The 22,568-nt window shown below is 72.7% G+C and carries 19 protein-coding genes; 14 read left to right on the top strand and 5 right to left on the bottom strand.

All coding sequences use genetic code 11. The features are described 5' to 3' along the window. Nucleotides 1–23: 23 nt before the first annotated feature. Nucleotides 24–407, top strand: coding sequence for a hypothetical protein (locus IE252_RS02335; RefSeq protein WP_190087513.1), 384 nt, complete (start codon nucleotides 24–26; stop codon nucleotides 405–407). A gap of 72 nt (nucleotides 408–479) precedes the next feature. Here the strand turns inward: IE252_RS02335 and IE252_RS02340 are convergent, their stop codons facing one another. Then, nucleotides 480–1,424, bottom strand: a complete 945-nt coding sequence (locus IE252_RS02340) for a GlxA family transcriptional regulator (protein WP_190087514.1) — start codon at nucleotides 1,422–1,424, stop codon at nucleotides 480–482. A 304-nt stretch (nucleotides 1,425–1,728) separates the two neighbouring features. On the opposite strand from IE252_RS02340, the gene IE252_RS02345 reads away from it, so the two are divergent. The 7 genes from IE252_RS02345 (at nucleotide 1,729) to IE252_RS02375 (ending at nucleotide 11,631) form a co-directional block, all read left to right on the top strand. Further along, on the top strand, nucleotides 1,729–3,000 hold the full coding sequence (locus tag IE252_RS02345; protein ID WP_190087515.1) for a phenylacetate--CoA ligase family protein: 1,272 nt from the start codon (nucleotides 1,729–1,731) through the stop codon (nucleotides 2,998–3,000). After that, on the top strand, nucleotides 2,997–4,289 hold the full coding sequence (locus IE252_RS02350; RefSeq protein WP_190087516.1) for an MFS transporter: 1,293 nt from the start codon (nucleotides 2,997–2,999) through the stop codon (nucleotides 4,287–4,289). The genes IE252_RS02345 and IE252_RS02350 overlap by 4 nt, the downstream gene beginning before the upstream one ends. Continuing rightward, the gene (locus IE252_RS02355) at nucleotides 4,286–5,422 is read left to right on the top strand and encodes a GNAT family N-acetyltransferase (protein WP_190087517.1); all 1,137 of its coding nucleotides are present in this window, start codon (nucleotides 4,286–4,288) and stop codon (nucleotides 5,420–5,422) included. The genes IE252_RS02350 and IE252_RS02355 overlap by 4 nt, the downstream gene beginning before the upstream one ends. Then, nucleotides 5,419–6,567 (top strand): LuxE/PaaK family acyltransferase, encoded by a 1,149-nt coding sequence (locus IE252_RS02360; protein WP_190087518.1) that lies wholly within the window; start codon nucleotides 5,419–5,421, stop codon nucleotides 6,565–6,567. Before IE252_RS02355 ends, IE252_RS02360 begins: the two co-directional genes overlap by 4 nt. Next, nucleotides 6,564–9,086: an acyl-CoA reductase gene (locus IE252_RS02365; RefSeq protein WP_229847865.1), complete on the top strand. Its 2,523-nt coding sequence runs from the start codon at nucleotides 6,564–6,566 to the stop codon at nucleotides 9,084–9,086. The genes IE252_RS02360 and IE252_RS02365 overlap by 4 nt, the downstream gene beginning before the upstream one ends. 360 nt (nucleotides 9,087–9,446) lie before the next feature. After that, the gene (locus IE252_RS02370; protein WP_190087519.1) at nucleotides 9,447–10,916 is read left to right on the top strand and encodes a SulP family inorganic anion transporter; all 1,470 of its coding nucleotides are present in this window, start codon (nucleotides 9,447–9,449) and stop codon (nucleotides 10,914–10,916) included. A gap of 118 nt (nucleotides 10,917–11,034) precedes the next feature. After that, nucleotides 11,035–11,631 (top strand): DUF4232 domain-containing protein, encoded by a 597-nt coding sequence (locus IE252_RS02375; protein ID WP_190087520.1) that lies wholly within the window; start codon nucleotides 11,035–11,037, stop codon nucleotides 11,629–11,631. A 16-nt stretch (nucleotides 11,632–11,647) separates the two neighbouring features. On the opposite strand, the gene IE252_RS02380 is transcribed toward IE252_RS02375, so the two are convergent. Then, on the bottom strand, nucleotides 11,648–12,463 hold the full coding sequence (locus tag IE252_RS02380) for a uracil-DNA glycosylase family protein (RefSeq protein WP_190087521.1): 816 nt from the start codon (nucleotides 12,461–12,463) through the stop codon (nucleotides 11,648–11,650). A 145-nt stretch (nucleotides 12,464–12,608) separates the two neighbouring features. On the opposite strand from IE252_RS02380, the gene IE252_RS02385 reads away from it, so the two are divergent. From IE252_RS02385 to IE252_RS02405, 5 genes are read left to right on the top strand one after another with little or no spacing between them, the layout of a single operon-like run. Beyond that, nucleotides 12,609–14,240 (top strand): amidohydrolase family protein, encoded by a 1,632-nt coding sequence (locus IE252_RS02385; protein WP_190087522.1) that lies wholly within the window; start codon nucleotides 12,609–12,611, stop codon nucleotides 14,238–14,240. A 47-nt stretch (nucleotides 14,241–14,287) separates the two neighbouring features. Continuing rightward, on the top strand, nucleotides 14,288–15,169 hold the full coding sequence (locus IE252_RS02390) for a hypothetical protein (protein ID WP_190087523.1): 882 nt from the start codon (nucleotides 14,288–14,290) through the stop codon (nucleotides 15,167–15,169). Next, nucleotides 15,162–15,386: a hypothetical protein gene (locus IE252_RS02395; RefSeq protein WP_190087524.1), complete on the top strand. Its 225-nt coding sequence runs from the start codon at nucleotides 15,162–15,164 to the stop codon at nucleotides 15,384–15,386. The genes IE252_RS02390 and IE252_RS02395 overlap by 8 nt, the downstream gene beginning before the upstream one ends. 45 nt (nucleotides 15,387–15,431) lie before the next feature. Next, on the top strand, nucleotides 15,432–18,335 hold the full coding sequence (locus IE252_RS02400) for a hypothetical protein (protein ID WP_190087525.1): 2,904 nt from the start codon (nucleotides 15,432–15,434) through the stop codon (nucleotides 18,333–18,335). Between the two features lie 30 nt (nucleotides 18,336–18,365). Next, a complete protein-coding gene (locus IE252_RS02405) occupies nucleotides 18,366–18,818 on the top strand; it encodes a hypothetical protein (protein ID WP_190087526.1) in 453 nt (150 codons plus the stop codon). Between the two features lie 30 nt (nucleotides 18,819–18,848). Here the strand turns inward: IE252_RS02405 and IE252_RS02410 are convergent, their stop codons facing one another. Further along, on the bottom strand, nucleotides 18,849–19,742 hold the full coding sequence (locus IE252_RS02410; RefSeq protein ID WP_190087527.1) for a helix-turn-helix transcriptional regulator: 894 nt from the start codon (nucleotides 19,740–19,742) through the stop codon (nucleotides 18,849–18,851). Nucleotides 19,743–19,841: 99 nt separating this feature from the next. On the opposite strand from IE252_RS02410, the gene IE252_RS02415 reads away from it, so the two are divergent. Then, nucleotides 19,842–20,642: an NAD(P)H-dependent oxidoreductase gene (locus IE252_RS02415; protein ID WP_190087528.1), complete on the top strand. Its 801-nt coding sequence runs from the start codon at nucleotides 19,842–19,844 to the stop codon at nucleotides 20,640–20,642. 4 nt (nucleotides 20,643–20,646) lie between these two features. On the opposite strand, the gene IE252_RS02420 is transcribed toward IE252_RS02415, so the two are convergent. Beyond that, entirely contained in the window at nucleotides 20,647–21,261 is a 615-nt protein-coding gene (locus IE252_RS02420) for a hypothetical protein (RefSeq protein WP_190087529.1), read from the bottom strand. Nucleotides 21,262–21,317: 56 nt separating this feature from the next. Then, nucleotides 21,318–22,517 (bottom strand): alcohol dehydrogenase catalytic domain-containing protein, encoded by a 1,200-nt coding sequence (locus tag IE252_RS02425; RefSeq protein WP_190087530.1) that lies wholly within the window; start codon nucleotides 22,515–22,517, stop codon nucleotides 21,318–21,320. Between the last annotated feature and the right edge of the window lie 51 nt (nucleotides 22,518–22,568).

Below are 22,568 nucleotides of genomic sequence, written 5' to 3' on the forward strand. Positions count from 1 at the left end.
CTCGAACAAGGAGCACGCACACCATGAACGCACTCGACAAGCTCGCCCTGATGGCGGCCGCCACCGTGCTGGCGGCCGGATTCACCGCCGCCGTCCCCGCCGTGGCCGCCGCCCCGGCCAGGACCACCAAGCCCGCGGCCGAGTGCGGGGTGCGCTCGGACGGACGGCTGTACTGCGGCAACAAGGCGGGTGCGAAGGGCTACGCGGACCGCTCGTACCGCTCGGCGACCCGGGGCCAGCTGAACGGCACCTTCAGCTGGTTCCAGTGCTGGGGCCACGGCGACCCGCACCAGGGCCAGAACGACATCTGGTACTGGACGCAGCTCGACAACGGCGCCTGGGGGAATGTGCCCGCGGTCGACGTGAACACGGGCCAGGACCCGGCCCCCGGCCTGAGTCAGTGCTGACCGCCCGTCGAACGTAATGCCGTCGCCGCCCGCCGCCCGCCGCACCCTCCCCGGCGGGCGGCGCTCGTGTGCTCAGACCCCTTGGAAACTGCGCCGGTACGCGTGCGGGCTGGTGCCGATGAGGCGCTTGAAGCGGTCCCGGAAGGCGGTCGGGGAGCCGAAGCCGACCTGGAGCGCGATGCGGTCGACGGGGTGGGCGGTGGTCTCCAGGAGGTGCTGGGCCCGGCGGATCCGCGCCCGGTGCAGCCATTGCAGCGGGGAGGTGCCCGTCTGCTCGCGGAAGCGCCGGTGCAGGGTGCGGGCGCTCATCCCGGCCCGCGCGGCCAGGTCGTCGAGGGTGAGGTCGGCGCCGGCGTTCTCCTCCATCCACAGCAGCAGCGGTTCCATCGTCGAGCCGCGCGGGGCGGGCGGATGCTCGGGCACGATGAACTGGGCCTGCCCGCCCTCGCGTTCGAGTGGCATCACCGACAGCCGTGCCGCGTCGGCCGCCACCGCCGAGCCCAGATCGCTGCGGATCATGTGCAGGCACAGATCGAGGCCCGCGGCGGCCCCGGCCGAGGTGAGCAGCTGTCCGTCGTCGACGTAGAGCACGGCCGGGTCCACGTCGACGGCCGGATGGAGCTCGGCGAGCAGCGCGGCGGCGACCCAGTGCGTGGTGGCCCGATGGCCGTCGAGCAGGCCGGTCGCGGCGAGCACGAAGGCGCCCGTGCAGATGGAGGCGATCCGCGCGCCCCGGGCGGCGGCCTGCCGCACGGCGTCCAGGACGTCGTCCGGGACGGGTGCGGCGGGGTCGGCGCAGCCCGGCAGGATCACCGTGTCCGCCTCGGCCAGCGCGTCCAGCCTCCGAGGGGCCCGAAGCGTGAACGCCCCCGCGTCCACCTCCTCGGCGGGCGCGCACACCTGGACGCGGTACGCGGGTCGCCCGTCCGGCAGCCGGGTGCGCTGGAACACCTCGATCGGCGTGGACAGGTCGAAGGGGATGACTCCGTCGAGGGCGAGGACGGCCACGGTGTGCATGGCTCAACCTTAGAAGAGTACCCAGATCCCGGTCAGCCGCCTTCGATCGCAGCGCCACGGATCGATGATCCCTGCAAAAATCGTCGTTTTCAGCCATGACGACCGGTGGATGTGCGGCCAACTTTGCGATTCGCGCTCCGATGTTCCATCATCGTGACCGCGCGTCAGTTCTCGGCGCGCTTCGAGGAGTCAGGGGCACGGGGGAATCCCCTGTACACCGAACGATCCCGCAGGCGGCGAGCACGTGGTCTCGCCATGCCGCGGTGACTCCCGCCCAGTTCCGTTTCACCTAGGCAAAGGCCGCATGTCCGCCCAGCAGCTTTCGGACCTCATCCGGTTCGCCCGGCACAACTCGCCCTTCTACCGTGACCTCTACGCGTCCCTGCCGCCGGACGCCGACCGCCTCACCGACCTGCCGGTCGTGGACCAGGAGCGGTTCTGGGCGGCCAACACCCTCGACGGCAACCGCGTCCTGACCGGCCCCCTCAGCGAGGCGACCGTCTACAAGACCGGCGGCACCACCGGGGCGCCCAAGTTCTCCGTCTACACCCGCGACGAGTGGCGCACCTTCGTGACCGCCTTCGGCCAGGGCCTGGTGGACACCGGCCTGCGCCCGGGCCACCGCGTCGCCGACCTCTTCTACGCGGGCGAGCTCTACGCCAGCTTCCTGTTCGTCCTCGACTCGCTCGCCCACGCGCCCGTCGAGAACGTACGGCTGCCCATCGGCGGCGCCGCGCCGCTGGAGTCGACGGCGGCGACCCTGCGCGACTTCGCGGCGCAGGTCGTGGCGGGCACCTCCACCACGCTGTGCCGCCTCGCCGAGCACCTCCTCGCGACGGACCTGCGGCTCGACTCGGTCGAGCTGGTCCTCTTCGGCGGCGAGGCCCTCTTCGCCGACCAGCGGCGACTGCTCACCGCCGCGTTCCCCAACGCGGCGGTCCGGTCGGTCGGTTACGCCAGCGTCGACGCGGGGCTGCTCGGCCGCCCCGTGCCCGGCCCCGACACGCGGGTGCACCGCGCCTTCACCCCGGAGTCGATCGTCGAGATCCTCGACGAGGCCACGGGCGAGCCCATCACCGAGCCCGGCCGGGCCGGCCGCGTCGTGGTGACCAGCCTCTTCCGCCGGCTGATGCCCGTCATCCGCTACCCCGCTGGCGACCGCGCCGAGTGGACCGACACCGACCTGGGCCACTTCCGCATCCTCGGCCGCGCCGAGGAGGGCGTCCGGGTGGGGCCGGTGTCGCTGTACTCGCAGGACGCGCAGGACGCCGTCGCCGAGGCGGACACCGAGGGCCGCATCGTCGGCATGCAGCTGGTCGTCCGCCGCTGGGAGGGCCGCGACGGGCTGGTGCTGCGGCTCGCCACCGCCCCGGGCGACGACGACCCGGCCGCGCTCGCACTGCTCGCCAAGGCCGTCGTCACCGAACTGGAGAGCGCCCGTCCGCTGTATCCGGACAGCGTGAGCACCGGATTCGTGCACCCGCTCTCCGTCGAGTGGGCGCGCCACCGCGACCTCGCCGTCAACCCGCGTACGGGCAAGCTCGTCCGCGTCCTGGACGAGAGGCCGACCGCATGAGCACCACCCTCGTGGACGAGGGCCGCCGCAGGCCGCTCGTCCTGCGCAACCGCGCCTTCGGCGCCGTGTGGCTGAGCCAGGTCCTGACCCAGGCCGCCGTCCGCATGTTCCAGGTCGGCGTCTCCTGGTGGCTGGTGGCCTACGCGGTCGACGGCGGCCGGGGCCTGGCCTCCGGCCTCTTCATGGCCGTCAGCACCCTGCCCGCCGTGGCCCTCGCCCCGGTGGTGGCCCGTGTCGTCGCCCGCACCGCCCACCGCTCCGTGCTGCGCACGGCCGCCGCGGTGGCCGGGGCCGCCGCCGTCGCGCTCGCCGGCTGGGCGTGGACGAGCGGTCTGCCGCTGCCCGCCGTGTACGCCGCGACCCTCGCCCTGGCCACCTGTCAGGCCTTCTTCGACCCCTGTCTGACCACCTCGGTGCCCGAACTCGTCGACGACGAGGACATCGAGGCGGCCACCGGCTTCGAGCTGTCCACCCAGTCCCTGGCCGGTCTCGGCGGGGCGCTGCTCGGCGCCGTGACCGTCGACCGCGCGGGCGTGGCCGGACTGGGCGCGGGCTGCGGGGCCGCCTACCTCGCCGCGGCACTGCTCGTCGCGGGCGTCCGCTTCCGTACCACCGCCTCCGGTGCCGACGACGAGGCCGACGCGACCGCCGAGCCCGAGCGGCGCACGCTCCGCGACATCCTCGGCGGACTCCCGTACGTACGGCGGATCCTGATCTGCTTCACCGCGGCCAACCTCTTCACCACCGCCGTCTTCGTCGTCATCCCCCTCTACACCCGGACCGTCCTGGCCGACGGCGGCTCCACCGTGGCCCTCCTGGAGGCGTCCCTGGGGTGCGGCACGCTCATCGGCTCGTTCACCGGCGCCCGGGTGCCGGGACGGCCCACCGTCGCGGGTTCCTACTGCCTGGCGCTGATGGCGTTCGCCCTGGCGCTGCCGGGGCTCGTCGCGGGACGACTCGTCTTCGCGGGGTGCCTGGTCGTCGCCGGATGGTGCGTGGGGGTGATCGGGGTGCGGTTCGTGGCCCTGTTCCAGCGGCTGGTGCCCGCCGCCGACAAGCCCGGGTTCTTCGCGGTGATGCAGGCGGTCCTGGGCGCCTCCTTCCCGGTGGCCTCGCTGCTGTTCGGCCTGGCGGGGGACCACCTCTCGGCGCAGACGCTGTGCCTGGTGCAGGCCGCCGGTCTGCTGCCCGCCGCCGCTGCCCTGGCCCTGCTGGGATCGCCCAACTCTCAAGTGACGCAGGAGAGTTCGGCCGACCGCACCCCCGAGCCCGTCGGGAGCGAACGATGAGCGCCCTCGTCGCCCCGGCCACCGGCGCCGACATCGCCGAGCTGCGCCAGCTCTACTACGCCGTCTACGGACCCCACTACCCGGCCGGACTCGGCACCGACCCGGCCGAGATGGCCCGGCTCATCCAGGACCCCGACTCCCTGTGGCTGGTGGCCCGCTGCCCCGACACCGGCGCCCTGGCAGCGTCCGCCGCCATCCATGGAGAGCCCGGCAGCCGCATCGGCCGCCTCGAAGGCCTCGCCGTGCACCCCGACCACCGCTCCGGCGGCCTGGCCGCCACCCTCACCGAGGCGCTGTGCGCGGGCATGCTGGACAGCGGGCGCCTGGACTCGGTGTACGCGACGGTCCGCACGGTCAGCGCCGGACCCCAGCGCGTCGTCGCCCGCAACGGCTTCCGCCCGCTGGGCGTCCTGCCCAACGCCGTGGACCTCAGCAGCCGTGAAAGCCTCGCACTCTACGCGCGTCACTCGGCCGGTGTGCTGGAGCGCCGCGTGCCGGTCACCGAAGTGCCCGCGCAACTGCTGCCGCTCCTCACCGCCGTGGAGGGCTGTCTCGGCGTCAGCTACGGCGACGTCCGCGCCACCGGTCCGCTCCCGGCGGCCGGGCGCGGGCCCGCCGAGCGCCTGGAGATGATCGAGGCGCCCGCCTTCGTACGCCGCCGCTTCCGCGAGCGGTTCCCCGACGCGGGCGGCTGGTTCTACCCGCTGCACACGCCCAACGTGCTGCTCACCCCCGACGACGGCCGGTTCGAGGTCTACGCGTACTTCAACCGCACCGGCGGCTACTGCTCGCTGCTGACCGCCCACCCCGACCCGGCCGCTGCCGCCGACCACCTCGAACCCGTCACCCGGGCCCTGACCCGGGCCGGGGCGGGGTATGTGGAGGCGCTGGTGCCGCTCGCGCACCACCAGGCGCTCTCCGCGTTCCTGGCCCAGGGGTTCGTCGCGGGCGCGCTCTACCCGGCGATGCGCGCGGACGGCGACGGCTTCCACGACTACGTGGTGCTCTCGCGCACCACCGAGCAGATCGACTTCCGCGGCGTCGTCGTCGAGCCGCCCCTCCAGCCCTATCTGGACTGCTATCTGTCGGCCTGGGCGTCGACCTACCTGCCCACCCTAGAGGTTGCCTCATGAACCCCCATCTCGCCCCGGTCGGCGTCCCCGACCCCGCCCTCCTGCCCCGGGTGCAGGAGCTGTGCGACCTGACCGATCCGTACGCCTGCGGGCCCGCCGAGGACGAGCTGTTCGCCGCGGCCATGGCGGAGACCAACGCCTGGCACGCCGAGCGCTCCCCGTTCTTCCGCTCGCTGTACGAGGCGGCGCCGCCCGCCGAGCCGTACCGCGCCCCGCTGGTGCACGCCAACTTCTTCAAGCGCCACGAAGTGCTGTCCATCCCGCGCGAGGACGTCGACCTGCACCTGACCTCGTCGGGCACCACCGGCCAGAAGTCGCAGATGTTCTTCGACCGCTGGACCATCCGCTCGGCCCAGCGCATGGTCGCCCGCATCTTCGAGCGCAACGGCTGGATCACCCCCGACCAGGAGGTCAACTACCTCCTCTACAGCTACGAACCGGCCCCCGCCCTCAACCTCGGCACGGCCTTCACCGACAACTACCTCTGCGACTTCGCCCCGGCCCGCACGGTCGAGTACGCGCTGCGCAACACCGGCAACGGCCACGAGTTCGACCCGTTCGGCTGCGTCGCCGCGCTGCGCCGCTTCGAGAGCGACGGCGCCCCGGTCCGCATCCTCGGCTTCCCCGCCTTCCTCTACTTCACCCTGGAGCGGATGCGCGCGATGGGGCTGCCGCCCCTGCGTCTGCCCGAGGGCTCCCTGGTCGTCCTCGGCGGCGGCTGGAAGGGCCACGCCGACCGGCGCATCGGCAAGGACGAGCTGTACGCCCGCGTCACCGAGCAGCTCGGCATCCCCGGCGACCGCATCCGCGACACCTTCGGATCCGTGGAGCACTGCATCCCGTACATCGAGTGCGACCACCACCGGCTGCACGCCCCCGTCTGGTCGCGCGTCGCCATCCTCTCCACCAGCACCCTGGAGCCCCTGCCGTACGGCGAGACCGGCTATCTGCACCTCGTCTCGCCGTACATCACCTCCGTACCGGCGCAGAGCGTCGTCATGGGCGACCTCGCCTCGCTGCACCCCGGCGAGGAGTGCGGGTGCGAGCTGGGCACCGACTGGTTCACCGTGCACGGGCGCGCCGGAGTGAGCCGCAACAAGAGCTGCGCGGTGGCCGCCGCCGAACTGATGAAGGGCATGTCGTGACCGTGCAGACCATGGACCGGGCGGACGAACACCACTACTGGCAGGGCGCGTTCATCGGGGACGAGGAGGCCGGGCGGCGCCTGGCCGCGCTGCCCGCCGCCGTCGAGGAGGCGCTCGCGAGCCCGCTGGAGACCGAGACGGTCCTCGCCGCGTGCGACGCGCTCGCCACCGCCCTGCGCGACGAGCGGCATCCGGTACGGGAGCGGCTCGCCCGGCACCTGCCCGAGGGTGAGGACCCCGCCGTCCTCGGCGAGCTGGGCACCTACCTCAGCCGGACCGAGCTCACCCGCAAGCTGCGCCGCGAACTCGGCGGCACCGCGCCGGGACGGCTCAACCGGCCAGACGCCCGCGAGACGGTCTACGAGGCCTGGGCGCCCGTCGGCCTGGTCGCCCACATCGCGCCGGGCAACGCGGCCACGGTCGCCCCGCTCAGCATCGTCGAGGGCCTGCTCGCCGGGAACGTCAACATCCTCAAGACCAGCAGCGGCGACTCGTTGCTCACCCAGCACCTGCTGGCCGAGCTGGTCACGCTCGACACCACCGGCGCCCTCGCCGCCCGCGTCATCGTGCTGAGCTTCTCCTCCTCCCGCAAGGAGTGGCTGGAGCTGATGTGCGCGCCAGCCGACGCGGTCGCGGTGTGGGGCGGCGAGAGCGCCGTCGAAGGGGTCGCCGCCCATGTGCCGCCCGGCTGCCGCCTGGTGGAGTGGGGACACCGCATCTCCTTCGCCTACCTCACCCGCGACGCCTGGGACGAGGGCGCGACGCTGGAGGCGCTGGCGGCCGACGTGTGCCGGTACGAGCAGCAGGCCTGCTCCAGCCCCCAGGTGGTCTACCTCGACACCGAGGACGAGCAGGACGTCTTCGCCTTCGCCGAGCGCTTCGCCGACGTCCTGGCGGCCCGGCCCGCCGCCGTGCCCGATCCGGCCGGTCCCGACCTCGCGGCGCAGGCCGAGCTGACCACCACCGAGCTGGTGGCCCGCCTGGAGGAACACCTCGGTCTGACCCGGGTGTTCGCCGCCGCCGACGGCTCCTGGCGGGTCATGGCCGACACCCGGCCCGCCCTCACCGCCTCGCCGCTGCACCGCAGCGTGTGGGTCAAGCCGCTGCCGCGCAAGAAGCTGATCGGCGCCCTGCGCCCGATGCGCCGATACCTCCAGACCGCGGGCATCGCGGCGAGCTCCACCGACACCGCCGAGCTCTCCCGCGCGGTCTTCGCCGCGGGCGTCACCCGGGTCACCCCGGTCGGCGCGATGCTGGGCGGCTACTCGGGCGAGCCGCACGACGGTGTGTACGCGCTCCAGCGCTACAGCCGCCGCGTCGCGGTCCAGGCCGACGCCCGGTTCGCCACCACCGCCTGCCTCGACGACCTGGCCCGGCCGGTCGTCCTGCCGCCGCCCAGCGGCCCGCTGACCGGCAAGGAGGAGGTCCAGGAGCTCAACCGCCACGTCACCAGGGCCGACGCCGAGCTGTACTTCCGCAGCGGCGGCAGCACCGGCGACCCGGCGCTCTCGCTGTTCAGCTACGACGACTACGACACCCAGATGCACGCCGCCGCCCGCGGTCTGCTCGCCGCGGGCTACGACCCGATGGGCGACCGCACCGCCAACCTCTTCTACTGCGGCGGCATGTACGGCAGCTTCATCAGCTTCTTCTCCATCCTGGAGCGCCTCGGCGGCGTCCAACTGCCGCTCGCGGCCGGCCCCGACCACCGGGCCACCGCCCAGGCGCTGATCGCCCACAAGGCGGACACCCTCTTCGGCATGCCCTCCTACCTGTGGCAGCTGCTGCACGAGGAGGCGGACGCGCTGCGCGAGTACGGCGGCATCCGCAAGGTGTTCTACGGCGGCGAGCACTTCACCGACGCCCAGCGGCGCACCCTGCGGGACACCTTCGGCATCGAGGTCGTCCGCTCCATCACGTACGGCAGCACCGACCTCGGCCCGCTCGGCTACCAGTGCACCGAGAGCACCGGCGGCGTCCACCACCTCCACGCCGATCTGCACACCATGGAGATACTCGACCTCGCCGCCGACCGGCCGGTGGCGCCGGGCGAGACGGGCCGTCTGGTGTTCACCACGCACGCCCGGCGCGGCCAGCAGCTCGGGCGTTACGTGATCGGCGACCTCGGGCGCGCGGTCGACGGCCGCTGCCCCTGCGGCAGCCACGCACCCCGCTTCGAGCTGCGCGGCAGGACCGGGGACGTGATGCGGGTGGCCACGTACTTCCTCAACCACCGCCGCTTCACTGCCATCGCGCAGGAACGGGCCGCCTACAGCGGCGAACTCCAGACCGTCCTCACCCGGCAGGACACCCGCGAACGGCTCACCGTCCGGGTGGAACGCTCCGGCGCGGTCGACGCCGGGCCGCTGCGCGAGGCCTTCCTGACCGACTACCCCGAGCTGCGCTCGGCCGTCACCGAGCGGCTGCTCGACCTCACGGTGGAGGCGGTCGACGGCGCGTCCCTGGACCGCAGCCCCACCAGCGGCAAGCTGCGCTCGGTGGTGGACCTGCGCGGATAGGCTCCGCTTCTCCTGTCGGCCCGGGCAGCGCGCCCGGGCCGACAGGGAACCCTCAGGTGTCTCCGTCGCCCCAGGACTACCAGAAGCCGCGCCCGCGCCCCGGGCACACGCGGCCTCACCGTGACGGCTCACGAGGTGAGCGCGTGAGCCGGTCATGATCCCGGTGCGCTCTTGGCGTGCTCCTTGCCGCCCCTACCCGGCACGGTAGAGCGCCGACCATGCTCATACCTACCTTCCCGACGGCACCCGGCCCGGCTCTGTCCGCTGCTGCCGTACGTATTCCGACGCCGCACCCTGGGCCGCTTGCCCGGTCGCGACAGTCCGCGACGTTCCTTCCCTCCACTGACAGAACGGAACGCCATGAACACACGTCCAGCGCCGGCCCTTGTGCTGCGCACCGACCTCGCCGCGTCCCTCGTCGTCTTCCTCGTCGCGCTCCCGCTGTGCGTGGGCGTGGCGGTCGCCTCCGGCGTCCCCGCCGAACTCGGCCTGATCACCGGCATAGTCGGCGGACTGGTCGCCGGGCTGCTGCCCGGGAGCAGTCTCCAGGTGTCCGGCCCCGCGGCCGGTCTGACCGTGCTCGTCTACACCGCCGTCACCGAATACGGCCTCGCCGCGCTGGGCGTCGTCGTCCTCTTGGCGGGACTCATCCAACTCGCGCTCGGGGCGCTGCGGATGGGCCGCTGGTTCCGTGCCATCTCGCTGGCCGTGGTGGAGGGCATGCTGGCGGGCATCGGGCTGCTCCTGATCGCCGGTCAGCTGTACATCCTCGCCGACCGCAAGGGCCCCGGCGCGGGCGTGCCCAACATCGCGGGCCTGCCGGGGCTGGCCGCGGAGGTCGCGCGCTCGGCGACCGCGCTCACCGCGCTCGCCGTCGGCGCGGGCACCATCGCCGTGATGGCGGGCTGGAAGAGGCTGCCCGCCCGGTGCCAGTTGCTGCCGGGCGCCCTGGCCGCCGTGGGCGGCGCCACCGCCCTGACGATCGTGCTCGGGCTGCCGGTGGCACGGGTGCGGGTGAGCGGCCTCGCCTCCGCCGTCCAGCCGCCGGGCTCCTCGGAGTTCGCCAAGCTCGCGGACACGGGGCTGCTGGCCACGGTGCTCGCGTTCGCGCTGATCGCCTCCGCCGAGTCCCTGTTCAGCGCGGCCGCGGTCGACCGGCTGCACACCGGGCCGCGCACCGACTACGACAAGGAGCTGATCGCGCAGGGCATGGGCAACACGGTGTGCGGACTGCTCGGCGCGCTGCCGATGACCGCGGTCATCGTGCGCAGCGCCGCCAATGTGCAGGCCGGTGCCCGCACCAAGGCGTCGCGCGTCCTGCACGGCGTCTGGCTCCTGCTGTTCGCGGCGCTGCTGCCCGGCGCGCTCACCTACGTACCCACCGCCGCGCTCGCCGGTGTCCTCGTGCACGCCGGTTTCAAACTCCTGCCGGTGAAGGGCATGTTGACGCTGTGGAGCTCCCACCGGGGTGAGGCGGTGGTGCTGGCGGCGACGGCGCTGGCGATCCTGTTCACCAACATGTTCGAGGGCGTCCTCATCGGTCTGCTGCTGGCCGTGGTCAAGGCCGCCTGGGAGACCTCCCACGTGCACATCGAGGTCACGGACGACGGGGAAGGCCTGGTCAGCGCCCATGTGATCGGCAAGGCCACGTTCCTGCGGCTGCCGCGCATCCTGGAGACGCTGGAAAAACTCCCCAAGGACCGGGCCGTACACCTCCATCTGGCCGGACTGCGCCACCTCGACCACGCGTGTCTGAGCGCGCTGCAGAACTGGGCGGACGAACACAACCGGGCGAGCAGCGAGGAGGTCCGGCTGGTGCATCCCGCCTGACGATCGGCTCGCGGTCCCTCGGGTCTGAAACCACATCAGGGTGGTACGCGTCATGGTGGTGTGCGGAGCGTCCTGTTCCGTGCGTGGTCGTGTCGAGTACGAGACTGAGGAGACCGCCGTGTCGCGTCCCCGAGTTCGCTGGTCCGCCGTCGCCGTCGTGGCCGCCGGTCTGACGTTGGGTGGTTGCGGCGGCGACCACTCGGGGGAGGCGGCGGCCACCAGCAGTGTGCCGAGGGCCTCGGCCAGTGGGGGTGGCAGCTCGGCGCCGGCCCCCTCGGGGCACAGAAGCGCCGCATCCGGCGGGCGCTGCCGGACCGCCGACCTCGGCTTCGCCATCGTGCCGACCAGCCGCGCCAAGAACCCCAACCTCCAGTACGCGCTGACCATCACGCTCACCAACAAGGGCGCCACGTCCTGTGTGATGACCGGGTATCCGGGCGTGGACCTCGTCGGGCCCCTGACGTGGTCGCTGGCCCGGCAGACCGCCGTGCAGCCGCACCGGGTCACGGTGCGGCCGGGCGCCACCACCACCTTCACCATCTTCTATCTGCCGTACGTCCAGGGCAGCGGCGACGAGTTCAAACCCACCCGCATCGTGGTCACCCCGCCGGGCGAGACCCACTCCCACACCCTGCCGTGGCCGGTCGGTTCGATCCTGCTCCAGGACGCGGCCACCCACCCCGGTACGTATGTGAGTCCGGTCGGCGCCAAGTAGCCCGGAGGCAGCGGGATCAGGAGAAGGGGCGCTGGTCCTGGGGGATCTGGACCATGATCGTGGCGCGCTTCTCCGCGGGCGTCGCCCCCTGGCGGCTGGCCCACGGCTCGTCGGAGCGCATCCACGCCGGAAGCCCCGGCGGCAGGTCGGCCGAGGGGATGGTGGCGAGGTCGGCCGGGGTGAGGGTGCTCCCGTACAGGGCGAGCGGGCGGTTGGTGTCGGGCGTGACCGTGCCGTGCAGCGCGTTGAGCGCCTCGTTCCAGTTCGTCAGCAGCCTGGTCATGGCCTCCGCCGGGTCGGTCCCGGAGCCCGCCGCGCTGTCGGGGAACGTGGGATGGAGGATGTGCTGGTAGGCGCCGTCGAACGCGGCGCCTGACGGGGTCTTGCGCCAGATCTGGTACGCGGTGTCCGCGAGCCCGCCCAGCGCGATCACCGCCTCGATGGGCTGATGGGCGACGAGCGCGTCCAGCCAGCCGTGCCGGTACGCGGCGATGTGTTCGTCCTTGGCGTGGGCGTTGCCCCCGCCCTGCCCGAACACGCTGTACACATACGTGTTGACCATCACGTAGCTCGTGTCGATGCCGAGCTTGGCCAGGAAGCCCTGGAAGCGGCGGCCCGCGGTGCCGACGAGGATCCGGCGGGTGATGGCCTCGTGGGCCGCCGGGTCCTGCCCGATGACCAGCACGCGGGCCGTGCCGTCGAGCCGCCCGCGGTGGAAGATCGGGCCCCACTCCACGCGGAAGTCGGTGGCCGGATAGATGTCGGGTCCGGGGTAGTCGCGCACGAGCGAGGCGTACGGCTCCTGCGCGTAGCCGGGGTCGAAGGGGTGCATGCGGGGCTCCTACTCCATGCGGGCGATCAGCCATGACAGAAGGTGATCGCTGGATGACATTACGGCATGGTGTCTATTAAGTGATGTTCATCCGATATGTGGTGTTCATCCGTGCCTCTCGGGGGGGCGGCGAGAAGGGACCCGCATGTCGCCTGGAGCAGATGCCCCGGATACCGGCCGGTTCGCCCTGCGCGGCCGGATCGTCACCCTCGACGCGGCGGGCACCGTGATCGAGGACGGAACCCTCTATGTGGCCGACGCGCACATCGCCGCGGTCCTCCCGGCCACCGCACCCGCCCCGCCCGGCTTCGAAGGGGTGGTGCCCGTCGACACCCGCGGCTCGGTCTACCCCGGGCTGATCGAACTGCACAACCACCTTCCGTACGACGTGCTCCCGCTGTGGCAGGTGGCGAAGAAGTACGGCAACCGCGCGCAGTGGGGCGGCAGCGGCAACCCCGCCTACCGCACCCTGGTCACCGGGCCGATGAAGGTGCTCGGCCAGGACCCCCGTCTGATGCCCGCCGTCGTGCGGTACGTCGAGGCCAAGGCGCTGGTCAACGGCACCACCACCAGCCAGGGCATCGCCCTGTTCAGCAACGCGGGCGCCCGCCGCATGTACCGGGGCATCGTCCGCAACGTCGAGCAGACCGACACCCCGGACCTGCCCGAGGCGGCCTCGCGCATCGCCGACGTGGAGGCGAGCGACGCCGAGAAGTTCCTGGCCCGGCTCAAGCAGCCGCACCGGCTGCTCCTCCATCTGGCGGAGGGCACCGACGCGGCCGCCCGGGCCCACTTCCAGGCCCTCCAGTTCCAGCCCGGCAAGTGGGCGATCACCGAGAACCTGGTGGGCATCCACTGCACCGGCCTGACGGCCGACGACTTCACCGTCTTCGCCGACCACGGCGGCTCCATGGTGTGGTCGCCGCTCTCCAACCTCCTGCTGTACGGGAAGACCGCGGACATCGCCGCCGCCAAACGGGCCGGTGTGCTGATGGGCCTGGGCTCGGACTGGTCGGTGTCGGGGAGCAAGGGGCTGCTCGGCGAGCTCAAGGCCGCCCGGCTGGCCTCCACCGCCGCCGGATCCGTCTTCAGCGACCAGGAGCTGGTCGCCATGGTCACCCGGGACGCGGCCAGGATCCTGCGCTGGGACACGGCCCTGGGGTCGCTGGGCGCCGGGATGCGCGCCGACCTGGTCGTCGTCGACGGCGCCGACGGCGACCCGTACACCTCGCTCATCGACGCCCGAGACAAGGACATCCGGCTGGTCGCCGTCGACGGCGTCGCCCGCTACGGATCCCGTCGGCTCATGCACGCCCTGGCCCCGGGCGAAACCCTGGAGCAGGTCCCCGGGATGTCGGCGGACCACGTCCTGCACCTGCACGACGGCACGGCCGACACCATCGTGGCCGGGCTGACCCTCACCGACGCCACCGAGCGGCTGACCGGTGCGCTGGCCGACCTCCCGGCCCTCGCCGACGCGCCCGTACCGCCGATGACGGCGGCGCCCGACGGGAGTGTGCGCTGGCAACTGGCCCTGGACGAGATCGAGCCCACCGGCGCCGAACTGCGGCCCCGTCTGCCGCTGCTGAGCGCGAACGGGGCGACACACCCGTCCGGGCCCGGCATCGGCGTGCTCACCGCCGCCCCGGCCGAGCTCGAACCGGTGGTGCTCGACGCCCTGACCGCGTCCGGCGACCACACCTTCCTCCACACCCTGGCCGACGAGGCCAACCTGCCCGCCGACTACGCCGAAGCGCTGTCCCGCCTGCTGACCTGACCACCCCGTCCCCGTGGAACCCCTCCGCGGCAGAAAAGGAGCCCGGCATGCTGGTCACCCAGCTCGCCCTCGTATCCGAGACCGACGAGATCACCCCCTCCCAGCTCACCCGTGTGGCCGCCGCCCTCCAGAAGCAGGCCATCCGGGACTTCGCGCCGCTGTGGCAGATCCCCGCGTCCGTCGACGCCTTCGACAGCCTCCACGACGTGCCCGTCGGCTACTGGCCGATGATCGTCCGCGACGACATCGGTGAACCCGGGGCGGCCGGTGTCCACATGGACAAGAACGGCCAGCCGTTCTCCTTGATCCAGTACAGCGACAGCTGGTCGCTGACCGCCAGCCACGAAATGCTGGAGATGCTCTGCGACCCCTATGGCAGCAAGGTGGTGGCCGGGCAGTCGCCGAAGAAGGGCCAGGGCGTGGTGGAGTTCCTCGTCGAGGTCGCCGACCCGTCCGAGGCCCCCGAGAACGGCTACACCATCAACGGGTTCCTGGTCTCGGACTTCTTCACCCCGAACTTCTACGACCCCGTCCAGGCTCCCGGCGTGCGCTACAGCTTCACCGGCAAGCTGGACGGCCCGCGCAAGATCCTGGACGGCGGATACCTGAGCTGGCGCGAACCGGTCAGCGACCACTGGTGGCAGCAGATCTGGTTCGGCACGAAGAATCCCACCTTCCGCGACCTGGGCAAGCTCACCGCCCGGACCGGCAGTCTGCGCTCGGCCATCGACGCCCGTACCAAGACGAACGAGCGGATCGCGGCCAGCGGTCCGGAGTCCGAGCGCTTCGCCGCGGCGAAGACACTCACCGCCGCCGTCCAGGAGACCACCGCCTCCCGCGCCGACCTCTGGCGCGGCCAGATCGAGGAGCTGAAGGCCGGACAGGTCACCGAGGGAACCTGGGAGGGCGGCAAGGCCGACCATGGCTAGCACCCCTCGGACCGGCCCGTCCGACGAGGACGCCACCGGTAAAGAACCCCCGGAGGACGGCCCGGCCGGGACCCTCGCCGAGTCCCCGGCGGAGGCACCCGGCAAGGAGAGCCTGCGCGAGGCCGTCCACCGCCGGATGCGCGAGCTCGACGGCCGCGGCGCCGAAGAGCCCGCCCCCGACGGCGGACCCGGACCGGAGGACGAACCCCCGGACTGACCAAAGGGACGGTCCGCAGCACCACCGACCTCAGGAGGTGACCCGATGCCCCACTCCGCGCCGCCGCCCCCGACGGCCGTCCGGCCCGCCCGGCCCGTCACGGCCGAGCAGGGGTTCCTCCGGGCCTGGGCCGCGCTCGTCCCGGCGGCACTGGGCGTCGCCTACTTCCTGTGGCGCGCCCCGGACGTCGACCTCGCCCGGCTCCAGCTCGCCGGTACGGCCGCTGCGGCCAAGGAGGTGTACGACGGGCACGCCCCGGCCTTCCGGGACGCGTTGGTGGCCCAGATGGTGTGGGTGGCCTGCGGGGCCGCGACGCTGCTGCTGGTGTTCCAGATCGGCCACCACGCGTACTCCGGGCTGCGCGGCCGTCAGGTCGCCCACTGGGCGTTGATCGCCACGTTCGCCGGTGCCGTGTTCGGTCTCGTCGAGAACGGTCTGCTCGTCGGCGCGCTGAGGGTGCGGGGCCGCGTCGACGACTGGCCGTTCGCCACGGCGACGGCGCTGGAGACCGTCAAGTGGCTGCTGCTGGGCGCCTGCACGGTCGTCGGCGCGACGGTGTGGGCCACCACGGTCTCCCGTGCGGGCAGGGGGATGCGGAAGAAGGCCGAGGACCCGCACCCCGACGACTCCGACGCGGACGACGACACGACCACCGGGGCACCCCACCCCCAACACCCCGCCCACGCCCCCAAGGTGGTCCCGCCCTGGCCCGTCGCCGAGGCCGACGGGCGGGTCTGGCCGACCGGAGTCGCCCATCCGCACGCCGAGCCCGGCATCCCGTCGGCGCACTGGCGCTACCAGAGCACCACGGCCCCCGGCCGACAGCACGCGAAGCTGGGCTTCTGCGTCTCCGGGGGCGGCATCCGCTCGGCCACCGTCACCCTCGGAGCCCTCCAGGCGCTGCGCCGGTCGCTGCGCGAGGCCCGGTACCTGGTCTCCGTCTCCGGCGGCGGTTACACGGCCGGCGCGATGCAACTGGCCCTCAACGACACCCTCACCTCCAGGGACGCGTTCGCCCCCGGCTCGCCCGAGGAGGACCACCTGCGGCGGCACTCCAAGTACGTCGCCGACGGCACCGGACAGTGGATGGTCGCCCTCGGAGTGCTGCTGCGCGGACTGCTCGCGTCGCTGTTCCTGCTGGCCGCCGCGACCGGCACCGTCGGGCTGGTCCTGAGCTGGGCCTACCACGACGTACCGGTGACCGATCTGACCCACCTGGCCAAGCCCGGCATCCGCTTCTGCGCCCACTGCACGACCACCCCGGCGCGCCCGTCGTTCCGCGACCCGGCGGTGTGGACGGTCGCGTACGCGTTCGTCGCCGCCGCCGGGATCTGGCTGCTGTGGCTCGCCGCGTACGTATGGGACCGCGCCGACCAGACGGCCCGCTGGCTGGCCCGGGCCTTCCAGGCGTTCGTGGTGCTCACGCTCGCGCTGACCGCCGTGGTCTTCGTGCTCCCGCTGCTCGCATGGTCGGCGGTCTACCTCCAGACCCGGCACCAGATCAGCCGCCCCGACGCCACCGTGGGCGCGGGCCTTACCGTCCTGATCACCTACTTCGCGGCGCTGGTGGGCACGTTGTGGCGGCGCCGCCAGACCCTGCGCAGTGGGCTGTCCAAGGTGATGGACGTCGTGCGCGGGCGGTCGGGGCTGACCCGTGCCGTCCCCAACGGCCTGCTCCAGTATCTGACGGTGTGGGTCGTGCTCATCGTGCTCGCGGCCGTCTTCCTGCTCATCCTCGGCTGGACGACCGCCACCGGCTGGGCATGGCCGCTGTGGATGCAGATCTGCGTCCCGGCGGTGCTCCTGTTCATCGGCTCGCTCCTGGACCAGACGTGGATGAGCCTGCACCCCTTCTACCGCCGCAGGCTCGCCTCCGCGTTCGCCGTACGCCGGGAGATCCTGCCCGGCACGGAGGGTACGCAGGTGGCCCGGCCGTACGACTTCGCCACCGAGACCACCACGCTCAGCGAGTACGGCGCGCGCAAGCCGGACTTCCCCCAGGTCATCTTCGCCGCCGCGGGGAACCTCTCCGGCAGCGACCGCACACCGCCGGGCCGCCGCGCGGTCTCCTACACGCTCTCCCACGATTACGTCGGCGGTCCCGATGTGGGCTACGCCTGCACGGCCTGTCTGGAGCAGCGCTCCAAGCGGCACATCGCACGGGACCTGACCGTCCAGTCGGCCGTCGCGATCTCGGGTGCGGCCTTCGCCTCGGCCATGGGTGCCCAGGCCCGGGCCTTCCAGGTGCTGTTCGCCCTCTCCAACGCCCGGTTGGGCAGCTGGCTGCCCAACCCCGGCGCCCTTGCCGAGCAGTGGAGCGCCCCGCGCTGGCCGGCGCCCCCGGCGCCGCTGATCCGCCGGCTGCCGTATCTGCTGCGCGAGGTGTTCGGCCGCTACCCGATGGACGACCGGCTGCTGCTGGTGACCGACGGCGGCCACTACGAGAACCTCGGTCTGGTGGAACTGCTGCGGCAGGGGGTGCGAACGGCCGTGTGCATCGACGCGAGCGGCGGCATCCCGCCCTTCGCGGCCACCCTCGCCCAGGCGATCGCGCTCGCCCAGGAGGAGTTGGGCATCACCATCACCCTGCACGAGCCCACCGACCTCGTCCCCGGCAGCAGCGACCCCCTCCAGCCCCCGAGCGTCCTTTCCGCGCTCAACGCCCGGCTTTCCCGTACGGCGGTGGTCACCGGTGACATCACCTACCCCGAGGACCTGGACATCGACGGCGAGCGGGGCCGCCACGGCACGTTGATCGTGGCCCGCACCACGCTGACGAAGGACCTGCCGTACGAACTGCTCTCGTACGCAGCCGCCCACCCGGTCTTCCCGCACGACAGCACCAGTGACCAGTGGTTCGACCACCGGCAGTTCGACGCGTACCAGACCCTCGGGCGCTGTCTGGGGCAGCGGGTGCAGGAACTGCTGGACGGGGCGGAGGCGTCCTGAGGGGCGAACGGCTCCACGACGGGGGACAGGATGACGGCGGAGACGGCCGAACAGCGGGGCGGGCGACGCGGGGGCACCGCGTGGCCGGGGTTGCGGGCGGAACACGTGGTGGGTGTGGGCGCGCTGCTGGGCGTCGCCGCGCTCGTCGAGCGCACACCGAGGTTCGTGCCCGCACGCCGGTACCTCCTGTGCCACGCCTCACCGACCCTCGATCACCTGACGCTTACGGCCCTGGGTCTGGTGCTGGCGGCCGGGGTGGCCGCGGTGGCGGGCGGTGTGATGATGCAGTCCCGGCGGGCGCCGGGCAGGGCGCTCCCCGTCGTATGGCTGGTGGTCGTCGCCGCCCTTCTGATCGCGGCGGACGGGGTCGACGCCCACGGCGAAGCGTTGGCCGCGCAGCAGGCGGCGACAGGGTTCACGGAAGGCGCGTGCGACTACATCCCGCAGGACTACACCGCGACGCCGGGATGGTTCTTCTGGTGACCCACCGGGCCCGGGTGGGTGCGAGCGTTGCTACGCGTCCGCCACGGCAGCGGCCAGTTCGGCGAGGGTCTTGGCCTCGGGAGTGTTCTCCTCGGCGCTGAACACGTGGACCACCAGGCCCGTTTCGCCCGGAGCCGCCGGTACGTGGAGTGTCTCGAAGTCCAGGGTGAGGAGCCCGGCGACCGGGTGCCGCAGTTGTTTGCGGCCCGCCGCGCACATCACGATCTCGCCGGTCGCCCAGATCTCGCGGAACTCGGCGCTGTGGGCGGACAGTTCGGTGATGAGTGCGGTCAGTTCGGCATCGTCGGGGTAGTTGCCCGCCGCCACCCTCAGCTGCCCGACGGCCTCGGCTGCGCGGTCCCGCCACTCGGGGTGCACCACACGGGAGGCCGGGTCGAGGAAGAGGTAGCGCGCGTTGTTGGGGTCGCGGCGGGCCGGGGCGGCCAGACCGCCGACGAGCTCGGCGCCGAGGCCGTTCCAGGCCACCACGTCGAGGCGGTGGTCCGTCGCGAACGCGGGCAGCTGGGCCATGGAGTCCAGGACGCGTTGCAGCAGCGGGCTGACCCGGGCCCGGGGCGCGGGTCCGCGCCGGGCGGCGGCCAGCGTGGCGAGGTGTCTGCGCTCGGCGGTGTCCAGGCCGAGCGCCCGGGCCAGCGCGTCCAGCACCTCGGGCGACGGCTGGGTGGCACGGCCCTGTTCGAGGCGTACGTAGTAGTCCACACTGATCCCGGCGAGCTGGGCCAGCTCCTCGCGGCGAAGACCGCGCACGCGCCGCCGCCGCCCACCGGCGAGGCCGACGTTCTCCGGGGTGACCCGGCCCCGGCGGGCGCGCAGAAAGGCGCCGAGGGCGCGGTGGGTGTCTCCGACACCGTCGATCCGGCCGATACCGTCGTCGGTGCGCTCTGTGGATTCCACGCCGTTCATACGCTCAAGTATGCGTGGCCCTGCCAGTACCAGGAACGCCGGTCCGCCGGTCGAACCGGGTGCTGGCTGCCCGGCCGCAACGGAGAGAGGGTTGGCGGCATGAACGACACCACCGCGCAGGACCCGCAGCCGAAGAAGATCCTCCTCGTCAGCGCCCACCCCGAACCCCGCTCGCTCAACGCCGGTCTGACCGCCTTCGCCGCCGACCATCTGCGCGCGGCCGGGCACGAGGTGCGGGTGTCCGACCTGTACGCGATGAAGTGGAAGGCGGTGCTGGACGCCGACGACTTCCCCGACCACCCCGGGGACCGGCGGCTGGACGTGATGAACGCCTCCGAACGGGCCACGCTGGCGGGCCGGTTGGCGCCGGACATCGCGGCCGAGCAGGAGAAGGTGCGCTGGTCGGACGCGGTGATCCTGCAGTTCCCGATGTGGTGGTTCTCGACGCCCGCGATCCTGAAGGGCTGGATCGAGCGGGTGTTCACCAGCGGGTTCGGATACGGTCCCGCGCTGCCCCCGCCGTACAGCGAGGACCCCCTGGGCGGGCGGCGCGCGCTGGTGTCGGTGACGGCCGGTGCGCGGGCGTCGGCGTTCTCCGACCGCGGTATCCACGGGGAGCTCGCGGACGTCCTCCACCCGTTGCAGCACGGCCTGTTCTGGTTCACCGGCATGGCACCGCTGGATCCGTTCGTGATGTACGACGCGAACGAGGTGTCCGAGGAGGAGTTCGCGGCGGCGAAACTGGCGTACGGGCAGCGCCTGGACGGGCTCTTCACCGACGAGCCGGTCCCGTACCGCACGCTCGTCGGCGGCGACTACGGGCGCGACATGCGCCTGCTGCCGGGCGTGGAGGCGCCGGGGACGAGCGGGCTCGGGCTGCACGTCCGCCCGCGCGGCTGAGCGCCTATCCGTCGCGGCGCCGCAGCCCCGCGTAGAAGGTGGTGGCGGCCGTGAGCAGCAGCAGGCCCAGGGTGATCGCCACGGTGATCTCCGTGGTGTTCTCCTGGTCCGGGCTGTCCGGAAGGCGCGGCTTCAGCAGGCCGAGCGGGTCCTTGCGGATCTCGACGCGGTCGCCGACCGCGGCCTGCCCGAAGCAGTTCTGCTGCTGGGACACCCTGTGCACGGTGTGGTCACCGCCGGTCTCGGTGACCGTGCAGAACATGTCCGGGCCACGCCGGTTGTGCTCGTCGACTACCTGGGTGACCACCGCCGGAACCGGGTCCCCGGCCGTCTTCATGTACACCTCGTACATCGCGGGCCCGGCGAACAGCATGAGCGCGAAGCAGCTGACCGAGGCGAGCGTGGCGGCTCCGGCGCGGTGCCAGCTGCCGCCGATCAGACAGGCGGCGAGGGCCGTGAAACCGAGCGCGACGATCACGCCCAGCCAGGTCGCGTACTGACCGATTCCGGCGCCCAGGGCTGTGCCGCCGGGTATGAGCAGGGCCCACATCGCGGAGTTGAGCGCCCGGCTCCCGCCGCGTACGCCTTCCCGCGACCGCTCCGCCGCTACGACACTCATACCGCCCCGCCCCCGTCTGCACATCTGAACTGCCGATCAACGGGGGGACAGCCTAGTCAGGGCCGCAGCAGGATCTTGACGGCGCCGTCGGCCCCGCGCGCGAAGATGTCGTACGCGTGCGGCGCCTGCTCCAGCGGGAAGTGGTGCGTGGCGAAGTCGTCCACGCCGAGCGGGTCGTCGTCGGCGAGGAACGACATGATGTCGTCGCTCCAGCGGTTGACGTTGGTCCGGCCCGTGCGCAGCTGGACGTGTTTGTCGGACAGCGTCATCAGCGGCAGGGGGTCGGCCACCCCGCCGTAGTCGCCGCCCAGCGAGATGGTGCCGCCCCGGCGGACCAGGGCGACCGCCAGGCGGAGGGCGGCCGTCCGGTCGGGGCCGGTCCCGTAGGTGCGCCGCGCGACCCGGCCCCGCGGCTCCGAACCCTGCTGGGCCAAGGCGAGTCGGGCGAGCAGGCCGTCATGGGCCTCGGTGCCCACGGCGTCGATCACCGAGTCGGGGCCCCGGCCGAACGTATGGGTGCCGATCGCGGCGATCAGCTCGTCCTGACTCTCGTAGTCACCCGGGTCGAACACCTCCACGCCCCGTTTGCGCGCCCGCGCCAGCCGCTCGGGCACCACGTCGACGCCGATGGCGTGGGAGGCGCCGCGTTGCAGGGCGATCCGGCAGGCCATGTCGCCGAGGGGGCCGAGGCCGAGCACCGCGACCGTACCGGCCGGCGGGATGTCCGCGTACCGGACCGCCTGCCAGGCGCTCGGCAGCACGTCGGAGAGGTACACGAAACGGTCGTCCTGCGGCCCCTCGGGCACCCGGATCGGCCCGAACTGGGCCTGCGGCACCCGCAGATACTCCGCCTGCGCACCCGGCACCGCCCCGTACAGCTCGCCGTGGCCGATGAGCGCCGCCCCGGTGTCGCGGCCCGGGTCGTGAGTGGTGCGGCACTGCGCGGGCAGGCCCGCCGAGCACATCCAGCAGTGCCCGCAGGAGAGGTGGAACGGCACGACGACCCGGTCGCCCGGCTTCAGCTCCGTCACCTCGGAGCCGGTTTCCTCGACGATCCCGATGGCCTCGTGGCCGAGGACGTCGCCCGGTTTCATGAACGGGGCGAGTGTGTCGTGCCGTTCGTACAGCCGGAGGTCGAAGTCGCACAGTCCGGTGGAGGTGACGCGCACGATCGCGTCGGTGCGTTCCCGGATCACCGGGTCCGGCACGGTCTCCACCCGGACGTTCCGCTCGCCCTGCCACGTCACAGCCCTCATCGGCGGTCCCTTCCCTCTCGTCACGGGAGCGCCCGGGTACCCGCACCCCGG

This window comes from Streptomyces melanogenes, assembly GCF_014649795.1.
In the GTDB taxonomy this organism is placed as follows: domain Bacteria; phylum Actinomycetota; class Actinomycetes; order Streptomycetales; family Streptomycetaceae; genus Streptomyces; species Streptomyces noboritoensis.